The 23256-nt window shown below is 63.3% G+C and carries 20 protein-coding genes; 17 read left to right on the top strand and 3 right to left on the bottom strand.

Annotated features, from left to right (window positions below; genetic code table 11):
- Positions 1–124: 124 nt before the first annotated feature.
- From narH to DBW_RS12450, 6 genes are read left to right on the top strand one after another with little or no spacing between them, the layout of a single operon-like run.
- Positions 125–1612, top strand: a complete 1488-nt coding sequence (narH, locus tag DBW_RS12475) for a nitrate reductase subunit beta (RefSeq protein WP_066727834.1) — start codon at positions 125–127, stop codon at positions 1610–1612.
- A 2-nt stretch (positions 1613–1614) separates the two neighbouring features.
- A complete protein-coding gene (gene narJ / locus DBW_RS12470) occupies positions 1615–2178 on the top strand; it encodes a nitrate reductase molybdenum cofactor assembly chaperone (RefSeq protein WP_066727833.1) in 564 nt (187 codons plus the stop codon).
- A 4-nt stretch (positions 2179–2182) separates the two neighbouring features.
- Complete coding sequence (narI, locus tag DBW_RS12465; RefSeq protein ID WP_066727832.1) at positions 2183–2869, top strand: respiratory nitrate reductase subunit gamma; 687 nt, start codon at positions 2183–2185, stop codon at positions 2867–2869.
- Between the two features lie 28 nt (positions 2870–2897).
- On the top strand, positions 2898–4199 hold the full coding sequence (locus DBW_RS19045) for an MFS transporter (RefSeq protein ID WP_066727831.1): 1302 nt from the start codon (positions 2898–2900) through the stop codon (positions 4197–4199).
- A gap of 56 nt (positions 4200–4255) precedes the next feature.
- Positions 4256–5860 carry an MFS transporter gene (locus DBW_RS19040; RefSeq protein WP_066727830.1) on the top strand — a complete coding sequence of 535 codons (1605 nt, stop codon included), beginning with the start codon at positions 4256–4258 and terminating at the stop codon, positions 5858–5860.
- Positions 5861–5887: 27 nt separating this feature from the next.
- Positions 5888–6328 (top strand): PAS domain S-box protein, encoded by a 441-nt coding sequence (locus DBW_RS12450; protein WP_066727829.1) that lies wholly within the window; start codon positions 5888–5890, stop codon positions 6326–6328.
- 115 nt (positions 6329–6443) lie between these two features.
- Here the strand turns inward: DBW_RS12450 and DBW_RS12445 are convergent, their stop codons facing one another.
- Together DBW_RS12445 and ric are read right to left on the bottom strand one after the other, a co-directional pair.
- Complete coding sequence (locus DBW_RS12445) at positions 6444–7067, bottom strand: DUF6448 family protein (protein WP_066727828.1); 624 nt, start codon at positions 7065–7067, stop codon at positions 6444–6446.
- A 44-nt stretch (positions 7068–7111) separates the two neighbouring features.
- Complete coding sequence (ric, locus tag DBW_RS12440) at positions 7112–7843, bottom strand: iron-sulfur cluster repair di-iron protein (protein ID WP_066727827.1); 732 nt, start codon at positions 7841–7843, stop codon at positions 7112–7114.
- Between the two features lie 216 nt (positions 7844–8059).
- On the opposite strand from ric, the gene DBW_RS12435 reads away from it, so the two are divergent.
- From DBW_RS12435 to DBW_RS12385, 11 genes are all read left to right on the top strand, one after another.
- On the top strand, positions 8060–10336 hold the full coding sequence (locus DBW_RS12435) for a Tex family protein (protein ID WP_066727826.1): 2277 nt from the start codon (positions 8060–8062) through the stop codon (positions 10334–10336).
- 66 nt (positions 10337–10402) lie between these two features.
- Complete coding sequence (locus tag DBW_RS12430) at positions 10403–10777, top strand: GxxExxY protein (RefSeq protein ID WP_066727825.1); 375 nt, start codon at positions 10403–10405, stop codon at positions 10775–10777.
- 67 nt (positions 10778–10844) lie between these two features.
- The gene (locus DBW_RS12425) at positions 10845–11720 is read left to right on the top strand and encodes a PHP domain-containing protein (RefSeq protein WP_066727824.1); all 876 of its coding nucleotides are present in this window, start codon (positions 10845–10847) and stop codon (positions 11718–11720) included.
- 345 nt (positions 11721–12065) lie between these two features.
- A complete protein-coding gene (gene rlmKL / locus DBW_RS12420; RefSeq protein ID WP_066727823.1) occupies positions 12066–14198 on the top strand; it encodes a bifunctional 23S rRNA (guanine(2069)-N(7))-methyltransferase RlmK/23S rRNA (guanine(2445)-N(2))-methyltransferase RlmL in 2133 nt (710 codons plus the stop codon).
- A gap of 79 nt (positions 14199–14277) precedes the next feature.
- Positions 14278–15516: a GGDEF domain-containing protein gene (locus DBW_RS12415; protein WP_066727822.1), complete on the top strand. Its 1239-nt coding sequence runs from the start codon at positions 14278–14280 to the stop codon at positions 15514–15516.
- Between the two features lie 200 nt (positions 15517–15716).
- Entirely contained in the window at positions 15717–16499 is a 783-nt protein-coding gene (locus DBW_RS12410) for an acyl-[acyl-carrier-protein] thioesterase (RefSeq protein WP_066727821.1), read from the top strand.
- The gene (locus DBW_RS12405; protein ID WP_066727820.1) at positions 16496–17071 is read left to right on the top strand and encodes an isochorismatase family protein; all 576 of its coding nucleotides are present in this window, start codon (positions 16496–16498) and stop codon (positions 17069–17071) included. Before DBW_RS12410 ends, DBW_RS12405 begins: the two co-directional genes overlap by 4 nt.
- An 86-nt stretch (positions 17072–17157) precedes the next feature.
- A complete protein-coding gene (locus DBW_RS12400; protein ID WP_082820209.1) occupies positions 17158–18231 on the top strand; it encodes an IS630 family transposase in 1074 nt (357 codons plus the stop codon).
- A 55-nt stretch (positions 18232–18286) separates the two neighbouring features.
- The gene (locus tag DBW_RS12395; protein ID WP_066727819.1) at positions 18287–18865 is read left to right on the top strand and encodes a nucleoside deaminase; all 579 of its coding nucleotides are present in this window, start codon (positions 18287–18289) and stop codon (positions 18863–18865) included.
- A 109-nt stretch (positions 18866–18974) separates the two neighbouring features.
- Positions 18975–19994, top strand: coding sequence for an SPFH domain-containing protein (locus DBW_RS12390; protein ID WP_066727818.1), 1020 nt, complete (start codon positions 18975–18977; stop codon positions 19992–19994).
- 10 nt (positions 19995–20004) lie between these two features.
- Complete coding sequence (locus tag DBW_RS12385) at positions 20005–20676, top strand: zf-TFIIB domain-containing protein (RefSeq protein WP_066727817.1); 672 nt, start codon at positions 20005–20007, stop codon at positions 20674–20676.
- Positions 20677–20756: 80 nt separating this feature from the next.
- On the opposite strand, the gene DBW_RS12380 is transcribed toward DBW_RS12385, so the two are convergent.
- Positions 20757–23000: an inorganic phosphate transporter gene (locus DBW_RS12380; protein ID WP_066727816.1), complete on the bottom strand. Its 2244-nt coding sequence runs from the start codon at positions 22998–23000 to the stop codon at positions 20757–20759.
- Between the last annotated feature and the right edge of the window lie 256 nt (positions 23001–23256).

Below are 23256 nucleotides of genomic sequence, written 5' to 3'. Positions count from 1 at the left end.
TAACCTAAAGGCTGGCCACGGAGGCACAGAGGCTTAGAGAAAAGCAGGAATATGAAATCCTCCGTGTCTCTGTGACTCTGTGGCAAAAATACCTGTCATTTGCTTACCCGAAGGAGAGCCCTTCATGAACGTGCGCGCACAGGTCTCATCGGTGTTCCATCTCGACAAGTGCATCGGCTGTCACACCTGCAGTATCGCCTGCAAGAACCTCTGGACCGACCGCAAGGGCGCCGAGTACATGTGGTGGAACAACGTCGAAACCAAGCCGGGCACCGGCTACCCGACCAGGTGGGAGGACCAGGAAAAATACCGCGGCGGCTGGGAGATGAAGGGGCAGCAACTTCAGCTCAAGCAGGGAGGGCGCGGCGGGACGCTGGGGAAGATCTTCCACAACCCGGCGTTGCCGCCCCTGGACGATTACTACGAGCCCTTCACCTTCAAATACGGCGACCTGACCGGTGCGCCGGCCGGCGACGACCAGCCGACCGCCCGGCCGGTGTCGATGATTTCCGGCAAGCCGATGAAGATCGAAGCCGGGCCGAACTGGGACGACGATCTCTCCGGCTCCAACATCTACGCCGTCAACGATCCTGGCGTGGTCAAGCTCAGCAGTGAGGAGCAGGCACAGATGTTCGCCATCGAGAAGATGGTGATGTTCTACCTGCCGCGCATCTGCAATCACTGCCTCAACGCCGGCTGCGTCGCTGCCTGTCCTTCCGGGGCGATCTACAAGCGGGGTGAGGACGGCATCGTGCTGATCAACCAGGACAAGTGCCGCGGCTGGCGGATGTGCGTCTCGGCCTGCCCCTACAAGAAGACTTACTACGGCTGGACCACCGGCAAGTCGGAGAAATGTATCCTCTGCTACCCACGCCAGGAGGCGGGCGAGGCGCCGGCCTGTTTCCACTCCTGCGTCGGCCGCATCCGCTACCTCGGCGTGCTCCTCTACGATGCCGACCGCATCGCGGCGGTGGCCAGCCGCGACGATGGCGAGCTGGCGGCGGCCCAGCGCGAGATCATCCTTGATCCGCATGATCCGCAGGTATTGGCCGATGCCCGCGCCGCCGGTATCCCCGAGCAGGTGCTGAAAGCGGCCCAGGCCTCGCCGGTCTACAAATTCGTCAAACAATGGGGGATCGCCCTGCCGCTGCACCCCGAGTTCCGCACCCTGCCGATGCTCTTCTACGTACCGCCGCTGTTGCCAGTGCTGTCGAAGGAGCACCAGGGAAGCCAGCAGCTGGCCGACGACTTCTTCACCACCCTGGAACAGGCGCGGCTGCCGATTCAGTATCTGGCCGGGCTCTTTGCCGGCGGCAACGCCGAGGAGGTGAAGGCGGTCTACCGCAAGCTGATCGCGGTGCGTCTGCAGCGGCGTCAGGCGAGTGTCGGCGACCTGCCGGAAAGTGAAGTCGAAAAGGCCTGCGAACTGGCCGGGGTGAGTGCCGAGGCGGTCGAGGCGATCTTCCGCATGACGGCCCTGACCCGGATCAAGGAGCGGATTGTGTTGCCGCCAATGCTGCGCGAACAGGCGATCGAGGCGGGAATGGATCCCGAAGCTTACAAACAGGGGATGGGTTTTGGCAGCCGTCGCCCACCGAAACGGCGGTGGTGAATATGACGAATTCGACCATCCGGAAAGAACTGCGCCTCGCATTCGCGACGCTCTTCAGCTATCCCGAGGGGACCGTCCGGGAGACCGCCGCCGCCTGCACCGAGCGACTGCGGGGACTCGATTCCGCCGCCGCGGCGCCGATGGCACGCTTTGCCGCCTATCTCCGGGAGCAGACTCCAGCCCGGCTGGAAGAGCTCTTTACCGCCACCTTCGACCTGCAGCCACTCTGCCACCCTTACGTCGGCTACCTGCTCTGCGGGGAAAGTCAGCAACGGACCCTGTTCCTGATCCGCCTGCAGCAGCTCTTCCGGGAACAGGGGTTCGCGCCGGGCGGCGAACTCCCCGATCACCTTGCCACCCTGCTGCGTTTTGTCGGCACGGTTGCGGATCCGGAGTGCTGCCGGGAGCTGATTCGGGACGGACTGCTTCCCGCCCTGGAAAAATTGACCGAGGGACTGGAGGCGGAGCAGCCCTATGCCGCCCTGATCGAGGCGCTGCAGAGCTTTTTGGCCGAAACGGTCGATACCGGAGCCGAATTGCTGACGGCCGCCGGCGGAAGGAGTTGAACCGATGATCGATCAAATCCTGTTCGGCGTATTCCCCTATGTCGCGGTGGCCCTGGCGATAGCGGTCGGTTGCTTCCGCTACGCCATCGACCGCTACTCCTGGTCGTCCCAATCCTCCCAGTTCCTCGAAAGCCGGGCCCTCTACTGGGGCTCGGTCCCCTGGCATTACGCCATTCTGCTGATTTTGCTGGCGCATCTGCTGGCCTTCCTGTTTCCCGCCGGCTGGGGGACCCTCCTCGGCGAGCCGGCGCGGCTCTACTTTCTGGAAGTCACCGGGATGGTGTTCGGCGTCACCACGGTTATCGCCATGCTGCTGCTGATCGTGCGGCGCGGCATGGACCCGCGGCTGGCGGTCGTTACTTCGCGCATCGACTGGCTGCTGCTGGTGCTGTTGCTGGTGCAGGTGGCGACCGGCGTCATGATTGCAATTTCCCTGCGCTGGGGGGGGGTCTGGTATCTGCACAACGCCGTCCCCTGGCTGCGTTCGCTGGTGCTGCTGCAACCGGACGTCCAGCACCTCGCGGTGTTGCCGGTGGTGGTCAAGCTGCATGCGTTCAACGCTTTTCTGCTGATCGCGGTCTTCCCCTTTTCGCGCCTGGTGCATGTGGTCAGCGTACCTCTCTCTTACTTGTCTCGCCCCTACCAGGTGGTGGTCTGGTACCGCGAGCGCCGCCGGCAAGCCGGGATTTAATTCCGCCTGTCCAGGGAGGAGACAGTCCATGAACCCGATCAAGGGGACCCCCTCCAGTGGCCTGTCCGGTGCGACCCTCGGTTTCTTTTTCGGCTTTGCCGCCGTCGCCCTGTTCGGCCCCACCGCCGGCAAGTTCAAGCAGGTGATGCCGCTCAGTCCGGCGCAGATCGGCCTGCTGGTCGCGGCGCCGGCGCTGTCCGGGTCACTGCTGCGCATCCCCTTTGCCGCCTGGGTCGACACCACCGGCGGGCGCAAGCCCTTTCTGGTGCTGCTGGTCCTTTCCCTGCTCGGCATGTTTGGTCTGACCCTGGTGATCTTCACCCGGTATCCGGAGGGGATGACCGCCTCTCTCTACCCGCTGCTGATCCTGCTCGGCGTTCTCTGCGGTTGCGGTATCGCCACCTTCTCGGTCGGCATCGGCCAGGTCTCCTACTGGTATCCCATGGCGCAGCAGGGGCAGGCTCTGGGAATCTTTGCCGGAATCGGCAACCTGGCGCCGGGGATCTTTTCCTTCCTGCTGCCGCTGGCGCTGGCCCGCCTGCAACTGGGGGGGGCCTACCTGGCCTGGCTGCTATTCCTGGCTGCGGGGACCCTTCTCTATTTCTGGATCGGCAGGAATGCCCCGTTTTTTCAGATGGTCGCCCAGGGGATCGTACCCGAGCAGGCCAAGGTCGCCGCCAGGGAACATGCCCAGGAACTCTTCCCGGCCGGGTCCTTGAAAATCAGTCTGGCGCATTCGGCGCGCACTTGGAAAACCTGGGTGCTGGTTGCCATCTATTTCACCACCTTCGGCGGCTTCATCGCCATGACCGCCTGGTTGCCGGTCTACTGGACCAGCTATTTCGAGGTCAGCCCGGTCCGGGCGGGGTTTCTCACTGCCCTCTATTCCATTCTGGCCTCGCTGATCCGGGTCTTCGGCGGCCGTATTGCCGACCGTAGCGGGGGGGAGAATACCGCCATCGGCTCGATGCTCGTCATGCTGGTCGGCGCCCTGCTGATGGGTTTCTCGGCAAGCCTGCCGCTGTCGGTGCTGGCCGAGGTCCTGATGGCCGTCGGCATGGGAGTCGGCAACGCCGCCGTATTCAAGCTGGTGCCCCAGGAGGTTCCCGATGCCGTCGGCGGCGCAGCTGGCTGGGTGGGCGGATTGGGAGCTTTTGGCGGCTTTGCCATTCCGCCGCTGCTTGGTGAGATCGTCCGGAATCTCGGCCCGAGCGGCTATGCCCGGGGCTTTCTCATCTTCGCGATGCTGGCCCTGGCGTCGCTGCTGCTCGCCTGGGTGCTGAAGAAAACGCCGACGCCGGCGAGCGTCACAGCTGAAACCCCAAGGTAACCACCCACCCGATCTTGCCTTGCACCCTGTCGCCATGATTTAAGGGAGGAACCAAGATGTCAGTCAACCTGGACAAGTGGGACGTCGAGGACGAACAGTTCTGGAATGCCCAGGGCAAAAAGATTGCCACCCGCAACCTGTGGATCTCGATCCCCAGTCTGCTCTGCGGCTTCGCCGTCTGGCTCTACTGGAGCATCATCACGGTACAGATGCTCAACCTCGGGTTCCCCTTCAGCCAGCCCGAGCTCTTCACCCTCTCGGCGATTGCCGGCCTCTCCGGGGCGACTCTGCGCATCCCCAGCTCCTTCCTGATCCGCATCGCCGGCGGCCGCAACACTATCTTTCTGACGACAGCGCTGCTGATGGTGCCGGCGCTGGGGACCGGTCTGGCGCTACAGAATAGCCACACGCCGATCTGGATCTATTACCTGCTGGCACTCCTTTCGGGGATTGGCGGCGGCAACTTCGCCTCCTCAATGTCGAACATCAGCTTCTTCTTCCCCAAGAAGGTGCAGGGGACCTCCCTCGGTCTGAACGCCGGCCTCGGCAATTTCGGCGTCACCACCATGCAGATTCTGATCCCACTGGTGATGACCATGGGGATCTTCGGCGGCGAGCCGATGACTCTGGTCAGTACCAGCGGCACCCTGATCGGCAAGATCCCGGCCGGCACCGCCACCTACATCCACAACGCCGGGTTCGTCTGGCTGGTTCTGCTGGTTCCCCTCGCCTTTGCCGGCTGGTTCGGCATGAACAATATCACCACCGAGACCGTCTCTCCCAACCTGGGGCCGTCGCCGCTCTGTTTCGGCAAAATTCTCGGCCTGCTGCTGATCGCCTTCGTTACTTCCGCCCTCGGCCTCTACCTGCTGCTGCCGGCGCCGGTCGGGCTGGGCCTGCTGAGCAAATGGCTGGTGCTGCCGTTGGTGATCGCCGCCACCGTCTATGGCATGAAGTACCTCACTACCGGGACGCTGCGGGCCAACCTCGAACGGCAGTACCGGATTTTCAACAACAAGCACACCTGGGCAATGACCATCATCTACACCATGACATTCGGTTCCTTCATCGGCTATTCCGCGGCCTTCGCCCTGTCGATTAAATGCATTTTCGGCTACTGTCACATCATGGTCGACGGCGCCCTGACCCACGGCACTCTCAACCCCGAAGGGCCGAGCGCCCTCACCTACGCCTGGATGGGGCCCTTCATCGGCGCCCTGATCCGGCCGGTCGGCGGCAAGATCGCCGACAAGTTCGGCGGCGCCATCGTCACCCAGTGGGTCTCCCTTGTCATGGTGGCTTCGGCGTTGGGCTGCGCCTGGTTCATGAAGGCCGCCTACGCCTCGCCGACTCCGGAGACCTATTTCGTCCCCTTCCTGATCCTCTTTATCGTCCTCTTTACCGCGACCGGCGTCGGCAACGGCTCGACCTTCCGCTCCATCGCCATCATCTTCGACAAGGAACAGGCCGGGCCGGTCCTCGGCTGGACCTCGGCGGTCGCCGCCTACGGCGCTTTTATCATCCCCCAGGTCTTCGGCGAGCAGATCAAGGCGACCACCCCGGAATATGCCCTCTACGGGTTTGCCGTCTTCTATTTCCTCTGCCTGCTGCTCAACTGGTGGTTCTATACCCGCAAGAATGCATACATCAAAAACCCCTAACTGACCCTCCCGGAAAGGAAGGACCAAATGCCGGAAACCCTGCCCCTTACTGTCTACCAAGAGATCATCGACCAGGCCCCCGATGCTGTGCTGCTGGCCGACCGGGAGGGGAAGATCCGCCTCTGGAACCGCGGCGCCGAACTCCTCTTTGGCTTCTCCGCCGCCGAGGCGCTGGGGCAGTCCCTCGACCTGATCATCCCCGAGCGTTTGCGGGGACGGCACTGGGACGGTTACCATCGGGTCATGGCCAGTGGCGAAACCCGTTACGGTACCGACCTGCTGGCGGTCCCCGCCCAGCACCGCGACGGCCGCAAGCTCTCCTGTGAATTTTCCATCGTCATGCTCAAGGACAATGCAGGGAAGGTCCTCGGCATCGCTTCGTTGATGCGGGACGCTACCGCCCGCTGGCAGAAGGAAAAGGAGCTGCTGGCGCGGATCGCCGAGCTGGAGCAGGCGACCCGGGGGTGAGTCCCGCGCTGCCGCTGGATAGCGGTCGAAGGTTTGCTCTCCGGCGCCCGTCTTTTGCAGAACCGCATCGAGCGGGCACCCCGGCCGGGGTGCCCGCTCGATTGATGTTGGAATCTCAGTGCTGGTGGGAAGTCGACGAGTCTCTGGCGGGGTGATGCTCGGCGCCATGGACGAGTTGGGCGATACCTTCGACATAGTGAACGTAGTTGACGTAGGCCTCAACGTATTCCCGGCCGTTCTCGACGTTCTCTTCGGCGTGCTTGCGGCTCTCCAGGGCCTGCTTGAAGCGGGCGCGGATCCCCTCCTCGGTGTGGAGGAGGATTGCCCTGGTCAATTCATCGACCGACCCTTGCTCCAGAGCCTTGTCGGCCTTGGCGACTACCGGCGCCACGCTTCCTGCGGACTTGAGCCCACTATAGGGCGCGCCTTCGCCGGCGCGGTGGATGCGCACCAGATTTTCAAAAAAATTCCTATCGGCCAGCGCCATCGCCTCGGCGCTGAGATTGCGCACCGCCAGGGTCTGGGCGAAGACTTCGCGAATTTCGGGTTCGGCGTCGGGCTTGACCCACTTGAGCACCGGCGACACTTCCCCTCTGGCCAGGGCACTCCGCGCATCGGCGACTACCGGCCCGTCGAGGGTGTCACAATGGGCCGCCGCCTCCCCTGGAAGCATCAGCCCGAGAACCAGGGCCAGTAAGATTCCCAGACGCATCATCGATGTACGTGATTTTTGGATCATCATTTCCTCCTGTTTCGTGTTCGCAGGTGGCCCCGTGCCACCGGCTAAAGTTCGGCTGCCTTCAGGAAAAGGATGTTGTTTTCGAGATGAACGTGCTTGTGCAGATCGTCCTCGAATTCCTTGAGTTTGCGGTAGCTGACCACGAAGGTGCTGCAGACGCCGGGCGGGATGGCATATCCCCCGGCAAGCTCGCGGATGGCATGGGCCGCGGCACCGATCGCTTCGTGCTCGCCGTGGAGAGTCTCCAGGGCCCTCTTGATGAGGGTACGGTCCGCGGCGCGGGAAAGCGAGCCATTCTGCCCCGCCGCAGCCAGGCGCCGGATGGCCGGGAAGAGGACCTCTTCCTCTGCGCGGAGATGCCCCGTCATGTCGGCGGCGATCCGGTCGAATAGCGCCGCGATTTCCAGTACCTCGGGGTGATGGCCGCCATGAACGCCGGCGATCTTCCGGGTGTAGGCGGCGATCTGGCCCGTCTCCTGGTGGAGATAGGCATGGTGGGTGTTGATGATGTAATCCGCCAGGAAGGGGAGTTCCCAGGCTCCGAAGTTCTGACTCCGGTCCAGCGGCGCCGTCCGTTGCGCCGCCAGCTCCGCTGCGATCGCCCCCGGATCAAGGCCTCTTTCCTGGCAGGCCGCGGCGAGACTTACCTGGCCGCCGCAGCAGAAGTCGATGCCGTATTTTTCGAAAACGGTCGCGGTCCGGTAATCTGCCGCGACGAACTCGCCGATGGTTTGTTGCTGTGTTGCTACGTCGGGTAATTTCTGCACGGTATTCATGATGGCTCCTCTCGGACGGGAAATATGGAAATCCGTGGCCTGGTGGGAAGCGCCGTATCTCTACTCTAGTGGAGCTGGATTGCTCCGGCCTTGATCTGGGTCAATGTCGGCAAATGAAGTTCTTCTTATAACCTGCTTCTCCTGGCGGCTTCCACTTCCGGGGCAGGCATGCTAAACTCCCCGCCCCTGACTTCCTGCTGAAAAGAGTTGACTGCTATGGCCCTGTCCAATACCAAGTTTGCGACCATCCTTTCCTGTCTGACGGCGGAGACCGGCATTTCCGGCCGGCAGGTTGAAAACACCGTGGCCCTGCTGCGCGAGGGGGCCAGCGTTCCCTTTATCGCCCGTTACCGCAAGGAACAGACCGGCGAACTCGACGAAGTCCAGGTTCGGCTGCTGGAAGAGCGTTTCAGCTATTTTTCCGAGCTCGAAGAGCGCAAGACGACGATCCTTGCCACCATCAGCGAGCAGGGGAAACTCTCGCCGGAGCTGAAACAGCAGATTCTCAGCTGCCGGCAGAAGACCGAACTTGAGGATCTCTATCTCCCCTACAAGCCGAAGCGCCGCACCAAGGCGACTATCGCCCGGGAACGGGGTCTGGAACCTTTGGCCGCGCAGATCCTGGCCCAGCAGCCCCCCTTTCTCCCCCTGACCGAACTCGCCGCCCCCTTTGTCGATCCTGCGGCCGGCGTCGCCGACGTGGCGGCTGCTCTCGAAGGGGCGGGGCACATCCTCGCCGAAGGGGTCAGCGAGGACGCCGCGGTGCGGGCCATGACCCGCCAGCTGAGCTGGGAGCAGGGGATCTTCGTCTCCCGGGTCGATCCGAAGCAGGCGGGCGCGGTGAGCAAGTTTGAGATGTACTACGACTATCGCGAGCCGCTGAAGACGATCCCTTCCCACCGCATGCTCGCCATGCGCCGCGGCGAGAAGGAGGAGGTGCTGCGGCTCTCCCTCGAAGCGCCGGAGGAGGAGATTCTGCGCCGCATCCGCATGCGCATCGCCCCGCGCGACACCCCCTATGCCCCCTTTCTCGGCGAGGGGGTGGGCGACGCCTACAAGCGCCTGCTCGCCCCGTCGATCGAGGTCGATCTGCGCCTCGAGGCGAAGAACCGCGCCGACCTCGAAGCGATCGAGGTCTTTGCCGGCAACCTGCGCAATCTCCTGCTCGCGCCGCCGGCCGGCAGCCTGCGGGTCCTCGGCGTCGATCCCGGCCTGCGTACCGGCTCCAAGCTCGCCGCGGTCGATGGCACCGGGCAGTTCCTCGAGCATGTCACCATCTACCCCCACACCGGCGAGGGGCGCGTTCCCCAGGCCAAAAAGGAGCTGTTGCGCCTGGTGGCCGCTCACGGGCCGCAGATGGTGGCGATCGGCAACGGCACCGCCGGGCGGGAGATGGAGCAGTTCGTGCGCGAGACGCTGCGCGAGGCCGGGATTGCCCTGCCGGTGGTGATGGTCAGCGAGGCCGGCGCCAGTGTCTACTCCGCCTCGGAGATCGCCCGCGTCGAGTTCCCCGAACTCGACCTGACGGTGCGCGGCGCCATCTCCATCGCCCGCCGCCTGCAGGACCCACTCGCCGAGCTGGTGAAGATCGACCCGAAGAGCATCGGTGTCGGCCAGTACCAGCATGACGTCAGCCAGACCCTGCTGAAAAAGGCCCTCGACGCCGTGGTCGAGTCGTGCGTCAACTATGTCGGCGTCGATCTCAATACCGCCTCCTGGGCGCTCCTTGCCTATGTCTCCGGCATCGGTGAAACCCTCGCCCGGAACATCGTCCGCCATCGCGACGCCCACGGACCCTTTGCCGACCGCCAGGGGCTACTCCAGGTGCCGCGCTTCGGCGCCAAGGCCTTCGAGCAGGCGGCCGGCTTTTTGCGCATCCGCGGTGGCGCCCAGCCCCTCGACAACAGCGCCGTTCACCCCGAACGCTACGGGCTGGTGGCGCGAATGGCAGCCGACCTCGGCGCTTCGCTCAGCGAACTGACCGTCCGGCCGGAGTTGGTGGCGAAGATCGACCTGCCGCGCTATGTCGATGCCAGCGTCGGCCTGCCGACCCTGCGTGATATAGTGGAAGAACTGAAGAAGCCGGGGCGCGACCCGCGCCGCCAGTTCGAAGTGGTCGCCTTCCGCGACGATGTTCGCGAACTGACCGACCTCCAGGAAGGGATGGTGCTTCCCGGCAGCGTCACCAACGTCACCGCCTTCGGCGCCTTCGTCGATGTCGGCGTCCACCAGGACGGGCTGGTCCACATCAGCCACCTCGCCCAGCGCTTCGTCAAGGACCCTCATCAGGTGGTCAAGGTCGGCGACCCGGTCAAAGTCAAGGTGCTGTCGGTCGATATTCCGCGCAAGCGTATCGCTCTTTCGATCAAGGAGGCGCAGGCGGGCGGAGTATCGGAACCGCGCAGGCAGGAGAAGAGGGAGCGACCGGCTCAGGGAGCGGTCGATGCGGCGGCGGCCTTCGAGAAGGCGGGGTTTCGGGTCAAGAAACGGTAAGTCTAAGGCGTCTCTCACAAAGGGCACGGAGGGCACAGAGAAAATACTGCATGCTGGAGGGGGAAGATGAATCTGAATACGTTGAGCCGGGAAGTCATCGGCGCGGCCCTGGCGGTTCACCGGGAGCTTGGTCCAGGTTTGCTGGAGTCGGTTTACCAGAACTGTTTGCTTTATGAACTCAGGGAAAGGGACCTGAAGGCTGCTTCCGAGGTCGGTTTGCCTATTCATTACCGCGGGCAAAAGGTTTTCGAAAGTGGATTGCGGATCGACCTGTTGGTAGAGGACCGGCTCATCGTGGAACTCAAATCGGTCGATAAAATCCAACCGGTTCATTTCAAACAGGTGCTTACCTATTTGCGGCTTGCCAATAAACCCCTCGGGCTGTTGATTAATTTCAACGAGGTTCTGTTGAAGGATGGAATCACCCGGGTTGCTAACTAATGAATTTCTCCGTGACCTCTGTGATCTCGAGTGAGCAGAGCGAACGGGTGAGAGACGATTGGAACTTATGACCAGACTTGTCGATCTTCATCTCCACTCCACCTGCTCCGACGGTCTCCATCCGCCGCACGAGGTGGTGCGCCTGGCGGCAGAAGCGGGACTGGCCGCCATCGCCCTCTGTGATCACGACAACGTCGATGGCATCGACGCGGCCATGGCCGCCGGTGCGGAGCTGGGCGTCGAGGTGATCTCCGGGGTCGAGCTGTCGACGGTCTGGGAAAAATTCTCCGACCTCCACCTGCTCGGCTATGGCTTCGACCATCACGACCCTGAGCTGAAAAACACCCTCGCCGAATTTCGCGACTTCCGCGCGCGCCGCAACGAACGCATCGTCGAGCAGATCAACGCCCGGTTGGCGACGGAAAAGCGGGAGGCGATCGCCTTCGAGAAGGTCCTCGCCCGTGCCGGCGGCAGTGTCGGCCGTCCCCATATCGCCCAGGAGCTGATCGCGGCTGGCTACGTCAGGAACACCGAGGAGGCGTTTTTACGCTACCTCGTCCCCTGCAATGTCGAGAAGCGCTTCTTCCCCTTCAGCGAAGCGATCGACCTGGTGCACCGCGCCGGCGGCGTGGCGGTCCTCGCCCACCCCCCCTTTGTCACCAGCGACCGCAAGGTCCTCGGCGAACTCCTCGATACCTTCGTCACCCTCGGGCTCGACGGCGTCGAAGCCTGGAACAGCGGCGCCAGCCGCCACGACATCGAGTGGTACATCACCCTCGCCCGCCGACGCGGCCTGCTGGTCACCGGTGGCTCCGATTTTCACGGCAGCGAGGAGGGGGCGATCAAGATCGGCAGCGGCCGCGGGCAGCTGCGCATCCCCTACGCCTGCGTCGAAGAGATCAAGGCAGCGCTGGCGAGGCGCCATGAGGCTGACGGTGGTTGAATACGGCGCAAACAAGGCAAAGGCGTCTCTCACCCGCTCCCTGCGGTCGCTAGAGCGCACAGAGAACACAGAGATTAATCAAAAGTTGGGTTCAATTCCCCGCAGCTTGCTGCGCGATTTTTACTAAGGGTGTAGGCTGTTGATACCCCGTAGCTTGCTGCGGGGTAGTTCATTTAAAATTCTTCGCTTTTGCTTTTAAAATCAGAGGATTAGTTCAAGGACTTACTCTGTGCCCTCTGTGATCTCTAGTGAGCAGAGCGAACGAGTGAGAGACGCCTCTCGGGTTTCAGAAAGATCCAAAGGTCGGAATTGTCCGGAGCACCGCGCTCCTCAGGAACCTCAACGATGAACCACACTTTTTTTTTCGCCACCGCCCCCGCCGGGCTGGAACAGCTCCTTGCCGTCGAACTGGCCGAACTCGGCGCCAGTGAGGTTCGCGAGACCCATGGCGGCGTCGCCTTTGCCGGTCCCCTGGCCGTCAGTTACCGCGCCTGCCTCTGGTCGCGCCTGGCGAGCCGCATCCTGCTGCCGCTGGCGACCTTTGCCGCCGCTGACCCCGACGCCCTCTACGCCGCGGCGCGGGAGCTTCCCTGGGAAGAGCACCTCGCCGTCGATGGCAGCCTCGCCGTGGATGCGGTGGTCAACGCCTCGGCCATCACCCATTCCCGCTACGCCGCCCTCCGGATCAAGGATGCGATCGTCGACCGCTTCCGCGACGCCACTGGCGCCCGCCCCGCGGTCAATACCGTCCGTCCCGACCTGCGCATCAATCTCTATCTCTTTCGCGACCAGGCAACCCTCGCTCTCGATCTCTCCGGCGAGAGCCTGCACCGGCGCGGCTACCGCATCGAAGGGGCGGCGGCGCCCCTCAAGGAGAATCTCGCCGCGGCTCTTTTGCTGCGCGCCGGCTGGCCGGCGATCGCCAAGGGCGGCGGGGCGCTGGTCGATCCCCTCTGCGGCTCCGGCACCCTGCTGCTGGAAGGGGCACTCATCGCCGCCGATATCGCGCCCGGGCTGGGCCGGGAATCCTTCGGTTTTCTGCGCTGGCCCGGCCACCAGCCCGACGCCTGGTCCGAGCTGCTCGCCGAAGCCGCGGAGCGGCGCGAAGCCGGCCTGGTTAAACTCCCCCCCCTCTATGGTTTCGATGCCGACCCGGCGGCACTGCGCGCCGCGCAGGCCAACGCCGAGCGTCTCGGCCTGGCCGGGCAGGTCAACTTCCGGCGCGGCGACCTCGCCCGGCTGCGCAACCCCGCGCCTGGCGGCCCGCCGGGCCTGGTGATCACCAATCCTCCCTATGGCGAACGCCTCGGCGAAATCGCCCAGCTCGAAGGGCTCTACGCCACTCTCGGCGAGCGGCTGCGCAGCGAATTTGCCGGCTGGAAGGCGGCAATCTTCACCGGCAATCCGGAGCTCGGCCGGGCCCTCGGGCTGCGCGCCCGCCGCAGTCACCCCTTCTTCAACGGTCCGATCAAGTGCCAGCTGCTGCTCTGCGAGCTCTTTGCCACTGCCGGTACCGCGGCGGTGCCGGCGCGGGAGCTCAGCCCCGGGGCGCAGATGGTCGCCAACCGGCTGCGCAAGAATCTGAAGAATATCGGCCGCTGGGCCCGCCGCGAAGGGATCAGCTGTTATCGCCTCTACGACGCCGACCTCCCCGAATACGCAGTTGCGGTCGACCTCTACGGCGACCTGGTGCATGTCCAGGAGTACGCGCCGCCGAAGACGGTCGATTCCCACCAGGCCAGGGTGCGGCTGCGCGAGGCGCTGGCGGCGGTGCGCGAGGTCCTCGCCGTCCCGAGGGAACGGGTCTTTCTCAAGGTGCGTCAGCAGCAGAAGGGGAGCGAGCAGTACCGCAAGCTTGCCGCCTCCGGCGAATTCCACGAGGTCCGCGAAGGGGAGTGCCGGCTTTTTGTCAACCTGCGCGACTACCTCGACACCGGGCTCTTTCTCGACCACCGCCCGACCCGCCAACTCCTCGGGGAATTGGCTCTCGGGCGCGATTTCCTCAACCTCTTTGCCTACACCGGCAGCGCCACGGTCCACGCCGCCAAAGGGGGAGCTGCCACAACCACCAGCGTCGATCTGTCGCGCACCTACCTCGACTGGGCGCGGCGCAACCTGGAGCTGAACGGCTTCAAGGGGGCGGCGCACCGCCTGATCCAGTCCGACTGCCGCGAGTGGCTGGCGCGGGAGCCGGGGCGCTACGGCCTGATCTTCCTCGATCCGCCGACCTTTTCCAACTCCAAGCGCATGGACGGCACCTTTGACGTCCAGCGCGACCATGTCGACCTGCTGCTGGTCGCGGCCAGTCTCCTCACCGACGACGGCATCCTCATCTTCTCCACCAACCATCGCCAGTTCCGCCTTGACCGGGAGGCGCTCGACGGCCTGGTGGTCGAAGAGCTCAGCCGTCAGACCATCCCCCCCGACTTCGCCCGCAATCCGCGCATCCACCAGTGCTGGAAAATCGCTCGCCATTGACCTGTAGGCGGACCATGGTGAAAAATTGCTGTTATAATCCCGAAAATTTGTGGATTTCTTCTTCTGCCCGGAGCAGCTGATGACGGTCGACGAGCAATCATCCCCCGCCCGGGGGAGTGTAGGGCTGCTGTTGCGACGCCTGGCGATTGTCGCCGGCATTTCTGCCCTGATCATTATCGCTGGCAGCGGCTACGGCATTTACCATGTTTATTCCGGCCACATAATCCGCAGTGCCGAGGAGGATGCCGAGCACATCAGCCGGGTGCTGATCGACGAACAGCGCGATCTCCTCTTTACGCTCGGTGCGGACGGCAAGGAGAAGCTCTTTGTTGATCCAATGTACCAGGATGTTCTCGACCGTCGTCTGCGCCGCTTTCTGCACTCCTTCCAGATCGTCAAGATCAAGGTTTACGATGCCGGCGGGGTGGTCATCTTCAGCACCGAGCCGGCCCTCATCGGCAAGATCGATGCCGAAAACTTCAGGTTGTTGCGGGCTTTGCAGGGGCGCCCTGACTCTCACCTCGAAAACAAGGGGTCGGTTCGCGATCTCGCGGACGAGGAGAAACTCGATGTCGACGTGGTCGAGACCTATGTTCCGGTCCGGGTTGCCGATACCGTGGTCGGGGCCTTCGAGGTCTATGCCGACGTCACCCGCTACCGTCGGGAAATCACCACCATCGTTGTCAATTCAATCCTGATTCTGGGGGGAATCCTGCTCGCTGTCTTCGGCATTGCCTTCATCTTTGTCAAAAAGGCTACCGGTCGCGTTGCCGAGGTACAGCAGCAGTTGCATGCCATGGCCACGACGGACGCCCTGACCGGCGCCTTCAACCGCGGCACCATTCTCGCCCGGGCCCGGGAAGAGATTTCGCGGATCGATCGTCGCCGCAAGCAGAAGGACGATTATGACCTCAGTTTCATCATGCTCGACATCGATCACTTCAAGAAAGTCAACGACACCTATGGTCATCTGACCGGGGACCAGGTATTGCGGGAGGTCGTTGCCCGGGTGCAATCCACGGTACGCGACTACGACCTTTTCGGCCGTTACGGCGGGGAGGAATTCCTCCTCCTGCCCGATGCCTCCTTCAAGGGGGCAGTGGCCGCTGCCGAGCGGGTCCGCCTGGCCATCAAAGAGCGCCCCTTCGTCTTCGCGGGACCGCTTTTGAAGGTGACGGTCAGTCTCGGGGTGGCGACCGCACGACCGGGGGAGCACGATCTCAACCTGGTGCTGCAACGGGCTGACCAGGGGCTCTACAAGGCCAAGGCCGAAGGGCGCGACCGGGTTGCCTGGATTGATCCTGAACAGTCTGGCTGACGCGGGTGAGGCTGGGCCTGGCACGGGCCTATCTGCAGCAGGTGCTCCACTAGTCCGGTGCTTCCGACCCTTGCCGGACGGCGGAGGATGGGGTATTCTGGCGCAGCCTGACCTGCCGGGGAAAGTTTTCCGCCACCGGGCCCTGGTTGCAACGCCAGGTCGAACCTCGTCATTCGGTCCCTTCTGCCCGGAGCATCGCGATGACCGCGCCGGCCGCGCCCAATCCCTATTGCAGCCACTATCTGGTGCACAGCTACGAGGTCGATGCCGGTGGTCGCCTGCGTCCGGTCGCCCTCCTCAACTACCTGCAGGATATCGCCGGCAACCACGCCGCCGCCCTCGGCTTTTCCGTCACCCAGATGCAGCGCCGCCAGGTCACCTGGGTGCTCTCCCGTTACCACCTGCGCATCGAGCGCTATCCCCGCCTCGGGGAAGAGGTCGAAATTCGTACCTGGCCCTCTTCGCGCCAGCACCTCTTTGCCTTGCGCGATTTTGAGGTCTGCGATCGGCTGGGAGTGCCGCTCGTCAGCGCCACCAGCTCCTGGGTTCTGATCGGCCTGGAGAGCCGGCGACCGGTCCGCCTCGCCGAGCACCTCAGCGACTATCCCCTCGTTGAGCGCCGTGCCCTGGTCGACAGCTTTCCCTCTCTGCCGCTGCCGGCGCAGGTCGATCTCGAGCTCCCCTTCCGGGTACGCTACGGCGATCTCGACCTCAACGGCCATGTCAACAACACTGTCTATGCCGACTGGGCGCTGGAGACGGTTCCCGGCGAAATCGCCCGGCACTGGCTCCCCGAGTCGATCGAAATCGGCTTTCGGGCCGAGGCTTTCTACGGCGACCGGGTAGTGGTTCGCACCCAGACCCTGGAGCAGGGGGAACGCGCCGTTTTTCTGCATCAACTGGTGAGCGACAAGGATGGTCGGGAGCTGACGCGACTCCGCTCGCGCTGGCGTCCGGCGCCCGGCAGGGAGGAAAAAGCATGAGCGATTTCATGAAGAAGATGCGGGCCGGCGATGGCCTGCTGGTGGTCGACGTGCAGAACGACTTCTGTCCCGGCGGCGCCCTGCCGATTACCGCCGGCGACCAGGTGGTTCCGGTTCTCAACCGCTGGCTGGCTGCCGCCGCGGCGGCGGCGGGGATCCCCCTTTACGCCTCGCGCGATTTTCACCCCGCCAGCCATCCGAGTTTCGCACCCCAGGGTGGACCCTGGCCGATTCACTGCCTGCAGGATTCGCCGGGGGCGGCCTTTCACCCCGGGCTTCAGCTCCCCGCATCGACGGTGATCGTCACCAAGGGGACCCGCTTCGACCAGGATCAGAATTCGGCCTTTGACCAGACCGGTCTTGAGCAGCAGCTGCGCCGTGACGGCGTGCGGCGCCTCTGGGTCGGCGGCCTGGCCCTCGATGTCTGCGTCCTCGCCACGGTTCTCGACGCGCGGCGCGCGGGATTTGCCGTCAAGCTGATCCGTGCTGGCTGCCGGCCGGTGACCGCCGCCGGCGGCGAAGAGGCTCTGAAGAAGATGCAGGCAGCCGGGGCCGAAGTGGTAGAAGGTTGATCTAACAGTTTCCTAGTGTTTAATTGCAAAACTAAGCGTTATAATATAGACTTCTTTCACCCCCACCATCGTGAAAGGAGTCGCTTATGCCGAGAAAATCTCCAATACCCCTGTGCAGCGAAAAGGACCGCCAGACACTCAGGGAATGGGCAAGCAGTCGAAGCATGGAGGCGCGCCTTGTTGAACGTGCCCGGATTATCTGCAAACTCCTTGACGGAGAATCCGTCAGCAAGGTCGCCATGGATCTTAACGTGCGCCCGAACACGGTTATTGAATGGCGGAACCGTTTCTCCGCTGCGGGTATTGCCGGGCTATATGATCGCCCGCGCTCTGGCAAACCGCCGAAATATGACCAGGCGTTTCAAACGCGAGTTCTGAAAGCGTTGGAACTTCCGCCACCGCCCGGCCAGGCATGTTGGGACGGCCCGGCGCTTGCCAAGCAGTTTGGCGCTTCGGATGATGCCATTTGGCGAGTGCTGCGCAAGCACAATATCAGCCTTGCCCGACAACGAAGTTGGTGCGTAAGCACTGATCCAGAGTTCGCACCAAAGGCGGCTGACATTATCGGGCTCTACCTGGCGCCCCCCGAAAAAGCCTTGGTGATCTCAGTCGATGAGAAACCGAGCATCCAGGCGCTTGAGCGCGCCAAGGGGTATGTCTGTACCAGTAGCGGCAAAGTCGTCCAGGGCCTAAAGAGCACCTACAAACGGCATGGAACCCTGAACCTTTTTGCGGCGCTCAACGTAGCGACAGGCGCCGTGCATACGCAGACAACCGAGTTCAAGAGAAGGGTTGATTTCCTAGCCTTCATGGATCAGGTCCTCTCAGAACTTCCGGACAGCGACCAGCGAGAAATTCACGTGATCCTGGACAATTATTGCATTCATAAACGCAACGACGAATGGCTTGCGCAGCACCCAAACGTCATGTTTCACTTTACACCGACTTCTGCAAGTTGGCTCAATCAAGTCGAGATATGGTTCGGCATTCTTTCACGTAAGGCACTGAAGAACGCCAGTTTTCAAAGCATTGACCAGTTGCGTGCGGCCATCGAGGCCTTTATAGAAGCCTATCAGCCCAACGCCAAGCCTTTTGTATGGCGTAAGCGAGAGGTCAAGGGGTCGCAACTGAGAAACACTATCGCTAACTTTTGCAACTAGACACTAGGTCCCTGAGTCCTGTGGGACCTATAGGACCAATCATCAAAGGCGCTAAATGACCACCCCCCACATGATCATCACCCTGCCGGCCTGGGTTGAGCTCTGCGTTGCCGAGTTCCCGGCCCGGCTGCCCGATTCCGAGGCGCGGATGCGCCTGGTGCTGGAACTGGCGCGGCAGAACATTGCCTTCGGTGGCGGCCCCTTTGCCGCGGCGGTCTTCGATTCCGCCAGCGGCGAACTGATCGCGCCGGGGGTGAACATGGTCCTCGCCGCCGGCTCCTCGGTACTGCACGCCGAGATCGTCGCCCTGATGCTGGCCCAGCAGGTGGTGGGTACCTTTGATCTCGGCGCTTCCGGTCGGCCCGCCTGCGAGCTGGTCAGCAGCTGCGAACCCTGCGCCATGTGTCTCGGCGCCATCCCCTGGTCGGGAGTGCAGCGTCTGGTCTGCGGGGCTGGCGACGGCGATGCCCGCGCCCTCGGCTTCGACGAGGGGGAAAAACCGGCTGACTGGATCGGCGGTCTGCAACGGCGCGGCATCGCCGTCGAGCGCGACGTGCTGCGCCCGACCGCTATCGCGCTGTTGCAGGCCTACCAGGCCGCCGGCGGCCCGATCTACAATGGCCGCGGCCGCTAACGGTGATGCTCGGGGCAGCAAAAAGCCCCGATTCCCAAAAGATAATTTTGTATAGGTCCAATAGGTCTTATAGGACCTATCGGTCCCAACGTCTTTCAAGGAGGAACCCATGGACATCCTCGACGGCATCAAACGGCAGCTGCGCTCGGTCATCGAGTGGCGTGACCCCGGTCCCGACCTCCTCTTTTACCAGTGGGGGGACAACGGCGACGAGATCAAGAACGCCTCGAAACTGATCGTCAATCCCGGCCAGGGATGCATCTTTGTCTACGAGGGGAAAATTCACGCCCTGCTCACCGAACCGTGCCTGGTCGAGCTGGCCACCGCCAACATCCCCTTCTGGACGACGATCAGGAAGGTGATGCAGTCCTTTGAGAGCGAGCACAAGGTCGGTATCTACTTCTTCCGCACTACCCGCATCCTCAACCAGAAGTGGGGGACGCTGGCGCCGATCAAGTACGAGGACCCGAAATACGGCATCCCGGTGACGGTCAAGGCTTTTGGCAACTTCAGCTATCGGATTGTCGAGCCACGCGACTTCTTCGTCAACGTCGTCGGTGGCCACCGCAACTTCACCAGCGGTGATTTCCGCAGCATCATGGCCGAACGGCTGGTGCAGTCGATCAGTGACCATATCGCCGAGTTGAGCCTCCCCTTCACCGAGATCGATGCCCAGCGCGAAGAGATCGCGGCATCGCTGGCGCCGCGGCTGAGCGCCGATTTTGCCCAGCTCGGTTTCGAAGTGAGTGACTTCCGCATCGAGGGGACGACCTTTGACGATGAAACGGTGCGGCGCATCGGGCGCATCGCCGATCTCGCCGCCGAAGCCCGCGCGCTCAAGGAGGTCGGCGTCGATTTCGCCGAGCTGCAGCGCCTCGAGGCGCTGCGCGAGGCTGCCCGCAACGAAGGGGGCGGCGCCGGCATGGGGATGGGGCTCGGCGCCGGGCTCGGCATGGGGCAGACCCTGGCCCAGTCGATGGCTGCCGGGTCTGCCGCGCCGGCGGCACCGACTCCCGCAGCGGCCGATCCGGCCGCGAAGCTGGCCAAGCTGAAAAAGCTCCACGCCGAGGCGTTGATCACCGACGAGGAGTACGCGGCCAAGCGCCAGCAGATCCTCGATACGTTGTAAGGTTGCTCCCATGGCCCTGTGCACCAGCTGTTCCGCGCCACTGCCGGTCAACACCGCCTTCTGCAGCTACTGCGGCACCCGCAACGACCTCGACGTCCTCGGGATGCGACGCTTCGCCGAAACCCATGAACTGTCGCAACGCATCTGTCCCGACTGCGAAACGGCGATGACGACGATCCGTCTGGGACAGGACGGTTCCTTCGCTGTCGAGCGCTGCGCCACCTGCTACGGGCTCTTCTTCGATCCCGGCGAGGTTCAGGCCTTTCTCGATGCAACCGTCGCCCCCGCCTTCGTCGTCAACTTCCAGGAGATCGTCAATATCAACCAGCAGCGGGCGAGCAGGGACCGCGGCGTGCGTTACGTCAGGTGCCCCGAGTGCCGCAAGTTCATGAACCGGGTCAACTTCGGCGCCACCAGCGGCGTGGTGATGGACCAGTGCAAGGCGCACGGGGTCTGGCTCGACAATGGCGAGCTGATCCACCTGATGGAGTGGAAACGGGCCGGCGGGGAACTGCGCGCGCAACAGCGGCTGCAGCAGCGCCGCGAGGAGATTGCCGCCGGCGCCGCCAGGGTGCGCCCGTCGTTACCGCTGGCAGAAGAACCGGAGAGTGATCCCGTCGGCGAAGCGCTCCTCAAGGTGCTCGAGTCGGCAGCCAGCCTGGTTGGCCGGATTTTCCGCTAGCCCCTCCCCGTCACAGCAAAGCAAAAGAGCCGGCCCCTTGAGGGACCGGCTCTTTTGCATGCAACGACTGCCGGATTTCGTTATTTATCAACCTTGCTGAAGGAGGTCGCAAAGATCTCCAGCAACTCCATGCTCTGCTTGCTGAGCATCATGGCATTGCCGATGATGCCGTAGTAGAGGATGCTGAGGCGAGTCTTGGAGGTATTGTCCTTGATCCGCGCGGCCTGGCGCTCGTTGAGCTCGGCGGCGAGGGCGCGCAGCCGGCTGTCCTTCTCGTGCAGCCCGGCAATGTCGGCGGGCTGCCGGCGGTTGAAGGTTGCTTCCACCTCGACCAGGATATCGTGGAGCTGCCGGCGCACCTGCTCCAGCTCCTCGACCTGCTCCGGCAACAGCCCCTTGTGGTGGTTGCCGACATGGGTATAGCCGCGCAGCACGATGTCGCGGTAGCCGTCATTGAACTTCTGCAGGCGCCGGATCGCCTGGGCATAGCGGTAGGAGACGGTCATCCCTTTTTGGTCGAGGATGCGCATCGCCTTGAAGATGTTGGCGCTGATGATGTTGGTCCAGCTCTGCACCTTGTTCATCTTCCTGCGCTCCACGGTCAAAAGGTCGATCCGCTGGCGGAAGAGCGCGTCGAGGGCGAGGTCGAGGGAAGTGCGGATCTCGCCGAGGAAGAGGCTCATGTGCTCGAAGGTGGTGGCGATCGCGCCGCTCGGGTCCTCGACCGACTTGAGGTTGAAGATCTTCTCCTTCTGCGCTTCCTCGGTGAGGGTGCGGTGCTTGCGGTGGGCATTGCGCACCATCACCACCGTTAGGACGATCAGCAGCAGGACGCCAAAGGCCTGGCCGTAGAAGATGATAGCGGCGAAGAGGCCGGCAAAGATGAAGGCGGCGACCGCGGTGAGAAACCAGCCACCGATGACCGTCAATACGCCGGTGACACGGTAGACGGCGCTCTCCCGGCCCCAGGCGCGGTCGGAGAAGGAGCTTCCCATGGCGACCATGAAGGTGACATAGGTGGTGGAGAGGGGGAGCTTGTTGGCGGTGGCGTAGGAGACCACGGCGCTCGCCACCATCAGGTTGACGGCGGCGCGCAGCAGGTCGAAGGATGGGCGCTCGCCCCCGCCCACGGCCAGGGGGGCCAGCGCCGGGTCGAGGCGGCGGTGGACAAACAGTCGCAGCGGGGCCGGGATGACGGCGCGGGCCATATCGAAGATGCCAAGGACCAGGCGCACGATGGAGCGCGAGAGGAAAATCGACTCGAAACGCTCCTGCCCCTCTTCCTGCTGGGCAAGGCTGATCTCGGTCTCGGTGACGGTGCGCGCTTTCTTCGACAGGCACAGGGTCACCACCATGATCAGCCCGGAAAGGAGGAGCAGCGCCGTTTCGGTCTGGACCTTCTGCGCCAGGGCGCCCATGGGGACGGTGAGGGGGTTGGCGCTCGCCAGGGCCGCCTTGTAGGCCTGCAGCCCGGCGAGGGGGACGCCGATGAAATTGACGAGGTCGTTGGCGGAAAAGGCCATTGCCAGGGCGAAGGTGCCGATCAGCACGATCGGCTTGAGGATGTTGACCTTGAATGCCTGCAGCACCGCCAGCACCACCACGGAGACGGCGAAGATGATCAGCTGCAGGGTAAAGACGTTGCCGTTGATCCAGGCCACCGTCGCCGGGGTAATGAAGGCGGCCCCCTTGGCCCCCTTGACGAGGATGAAGTAGGTGATCGAAGCCAGGGCCAGGCCGCCCCAGAGCGCCCCATAGCGTTTCATGCGCTGGCGATAATCGAAAGTGAAGAGGAGCCGGGTGAAGAACTGGACCACGGCGCCGCTGACAAAGGCGATTACCACCGAGAGCAGGATCCCCATGATGATGGTGATCGCCTTGGCGGAGTTGATGTAGTTAACGACAGTTACCAGGCTGTCGCCGCTCTGGACGATCTTCAGCACGGAGACCGCGACGGCGGCACCAAGGAGCTCGAAGACAATGGAAACGGTGGTCGAGGTCGGCAGGCCGTAGGTATTGAAGAGGTCGAGGAGGATGACGTTGGCCAGCATCACCGCGAGGAAGATGGTCAACAGCTCCGGCATGGTGAAGAACTGCGGATTGAAGATCCCCTTGCGGGCGACCTCCATCATGCCGCTGGAGAAGGTCACCCCGGCCATGATGCCGAGCCCCGCGACGGTGAGGATGACGGTCCGGGGCGCAACCCGGGAGCCGATGGAGGAGTTGAGGAAGTTGACGGCGTCGTTGCTGACGCCGACGAAGATTGCGAAAATCGAAAAGAGGCCGAGGATGCCGACTCCGACCATCCATAATTCAATGCTCATATGCGTTCATCTCCATTGCGTCGTTGCAAATGTGAGCGCCCTTGTTACCGGGGTGGCACTCGACCTGGTTGTGGGGATGGTCCGGGCTGGCAGGGAGCTTCCAGGCCGACGGGGCCGCCTCGCTAAAATAACAGGCATGGCCGCTCTTGGCGACCCTCAAAACACCAGATTTAAAAACCGGCATGCTTTTACTAGCGGATTGTTAGGGTTGTGTTAGCCTTCCCACTTTTTCCTCTGGTTGAGCCAGCGTCCTGAT

Origin of the sequence: Desulfuromonas sp. DDH964 (assembly GCF_001611275.1) — a bacterium.
Classification (GTDB): Bacteria; Desulfobacterota; Desulfuromonadia; order Desulfuromonadales; family DDH964; genus DDH964.
Note: the sequence above shows the minus strand (reverse complement) of the source record. Positions and strands in the feature narration are given on the sequence as shown.

Bases quoted from the DNA above. Each gene is read 5' to 3' on its own strand.
- narH (WP_066727834.1), top strand. From the start codon at position 125: ATGAACGTGCGCGCACAGGTCTCATCGGTGTTCCATCTCGACAAGTGC.
- narJ (WP_066727833.1), top strand. From the start codon at position 1,615: ATGACGAATTCGACCATCCGGAAAGAACTGCGCCTCGCATTCGCGACG.
- narI (WP_066727832.1), top strand. From the start codon at position 2,183: ATGATCGATCAAATCCTGTTCGGCGTATTCCCCTATGTCGCGGTGGCC.
- DBW_RS19045 (WP_066727831.1), top strand. From the start codon at position 2,898: ATGAACCCGATCAAGGGGACCCCCTCCAGTGGCCTGTCCGGTGCGACC.
- DBW_RS19040 (WP_066727830.1), top strand. From the start codon at position 4,256: ATGTCAGTCAACCTGGACAAGTGGGACGTCGAGGACGAACAGTTCTGG.
- DBW_RS12450 (WP_066727829.1), top strand. From the start codon at position 5,888: ATGCCGGAAACCCTGCCCCTTACTGTCTACCAAGAGATCATCGACCAG.
- DBW_RS12445 (WP_066727828.1), bottom strand. From the start codon at position 7,067: ATGATCCAAAAATCACGTACATCGATGATGCGTCTGGGAATCTTACTG.
- ric (WP_066727827.1), bottom strand. From the start codon at position 7,843: ATGAATACCGTGCAGAAATTACCCGACGTAGCAACACAGCAACAAACC.
- DBW_RS12435 (WP_066727826.1), top strand. From the start codon at position 8,060: ATGGCCCTGTCCAATACCAAGTTTGCGACCATCCTTTCCTGTCTGACG.
- DBW_RS12430 (WP_066727825.1), top strand. From the start codon at position 10,403: ATGAATCTGAATACGTTGAGCCGGGAAGTCATCGGCGCGGCCCTGGCG.
- DBW_RS12425 (WP_066727824.1), top strand. From the start codon at position 10,845: ATGACCAGACTTGTCGATCTTCATCTCCACTCCACCTGCTCCGACGGT.
- rlmKL (WP_066727823.1), top strand. From the start codon at position 12,066: ATGAACCACACTTTTTTTTTCGCCACCGCCCCCGCCGGGCTGGAACAG.
- DBW_RS12415 (WP_066727822.1), top strand. From the start codon at position 14,278: ATGACGGTCGACGAGCAATCATCCCCCGCCCGGGGGAGTGTAGGGCTG.
- DBW_RS12410 (WP_066727821.1), top strand. From the start codon at position 15,717: ATGACCGCGCCGGCCGCGCCCAATCCCTATTGCAGCCACTATCTGGTG.
- DBW_RS12405 (WP_066727820.1), top strand. From the start codon at position 16,496: ATGAGCGATTTCATGAAGAAGATGCGGGCCGGCGATGGCCTGCTGGTG.
- DBW_RS12400 (WP_082820209.1), top strand. From the start codon at position 17,158: ATGCCGAGAAAATCTCCAATACCCCTGTGCAGCGAAAAGGACCGCCAG.
- DBW_RS12395 (WP_066727819.1), top strand. From the start codon at position 18,287: ATGACCACCCCCCACATGATCATCACCCTGCCGGCCTGGGTTGAGCTC.
- DBW_RS12390 (WP_066727818.1), top strand. From the start codon at position 18,975: ATGGACATCCTCGACGGCATCAAACGGCAGCTGCGCTCGGTCATCGAG.
- DBW_RS12385 (WP_066727817.1), top strand. From the start codon at position 20,005: ATGGCCCTGTGCACCAGCTGTTCCGCGCCACTGCCGGTCAACACCGCC.
- DBW_RS12380 (WP_066727816.1), bottom strand. From the start codon at position 23,000: ATGAGCATTGAATTATGGATGGTCGGAGTCGGCATCCTCGGCCTCTTT.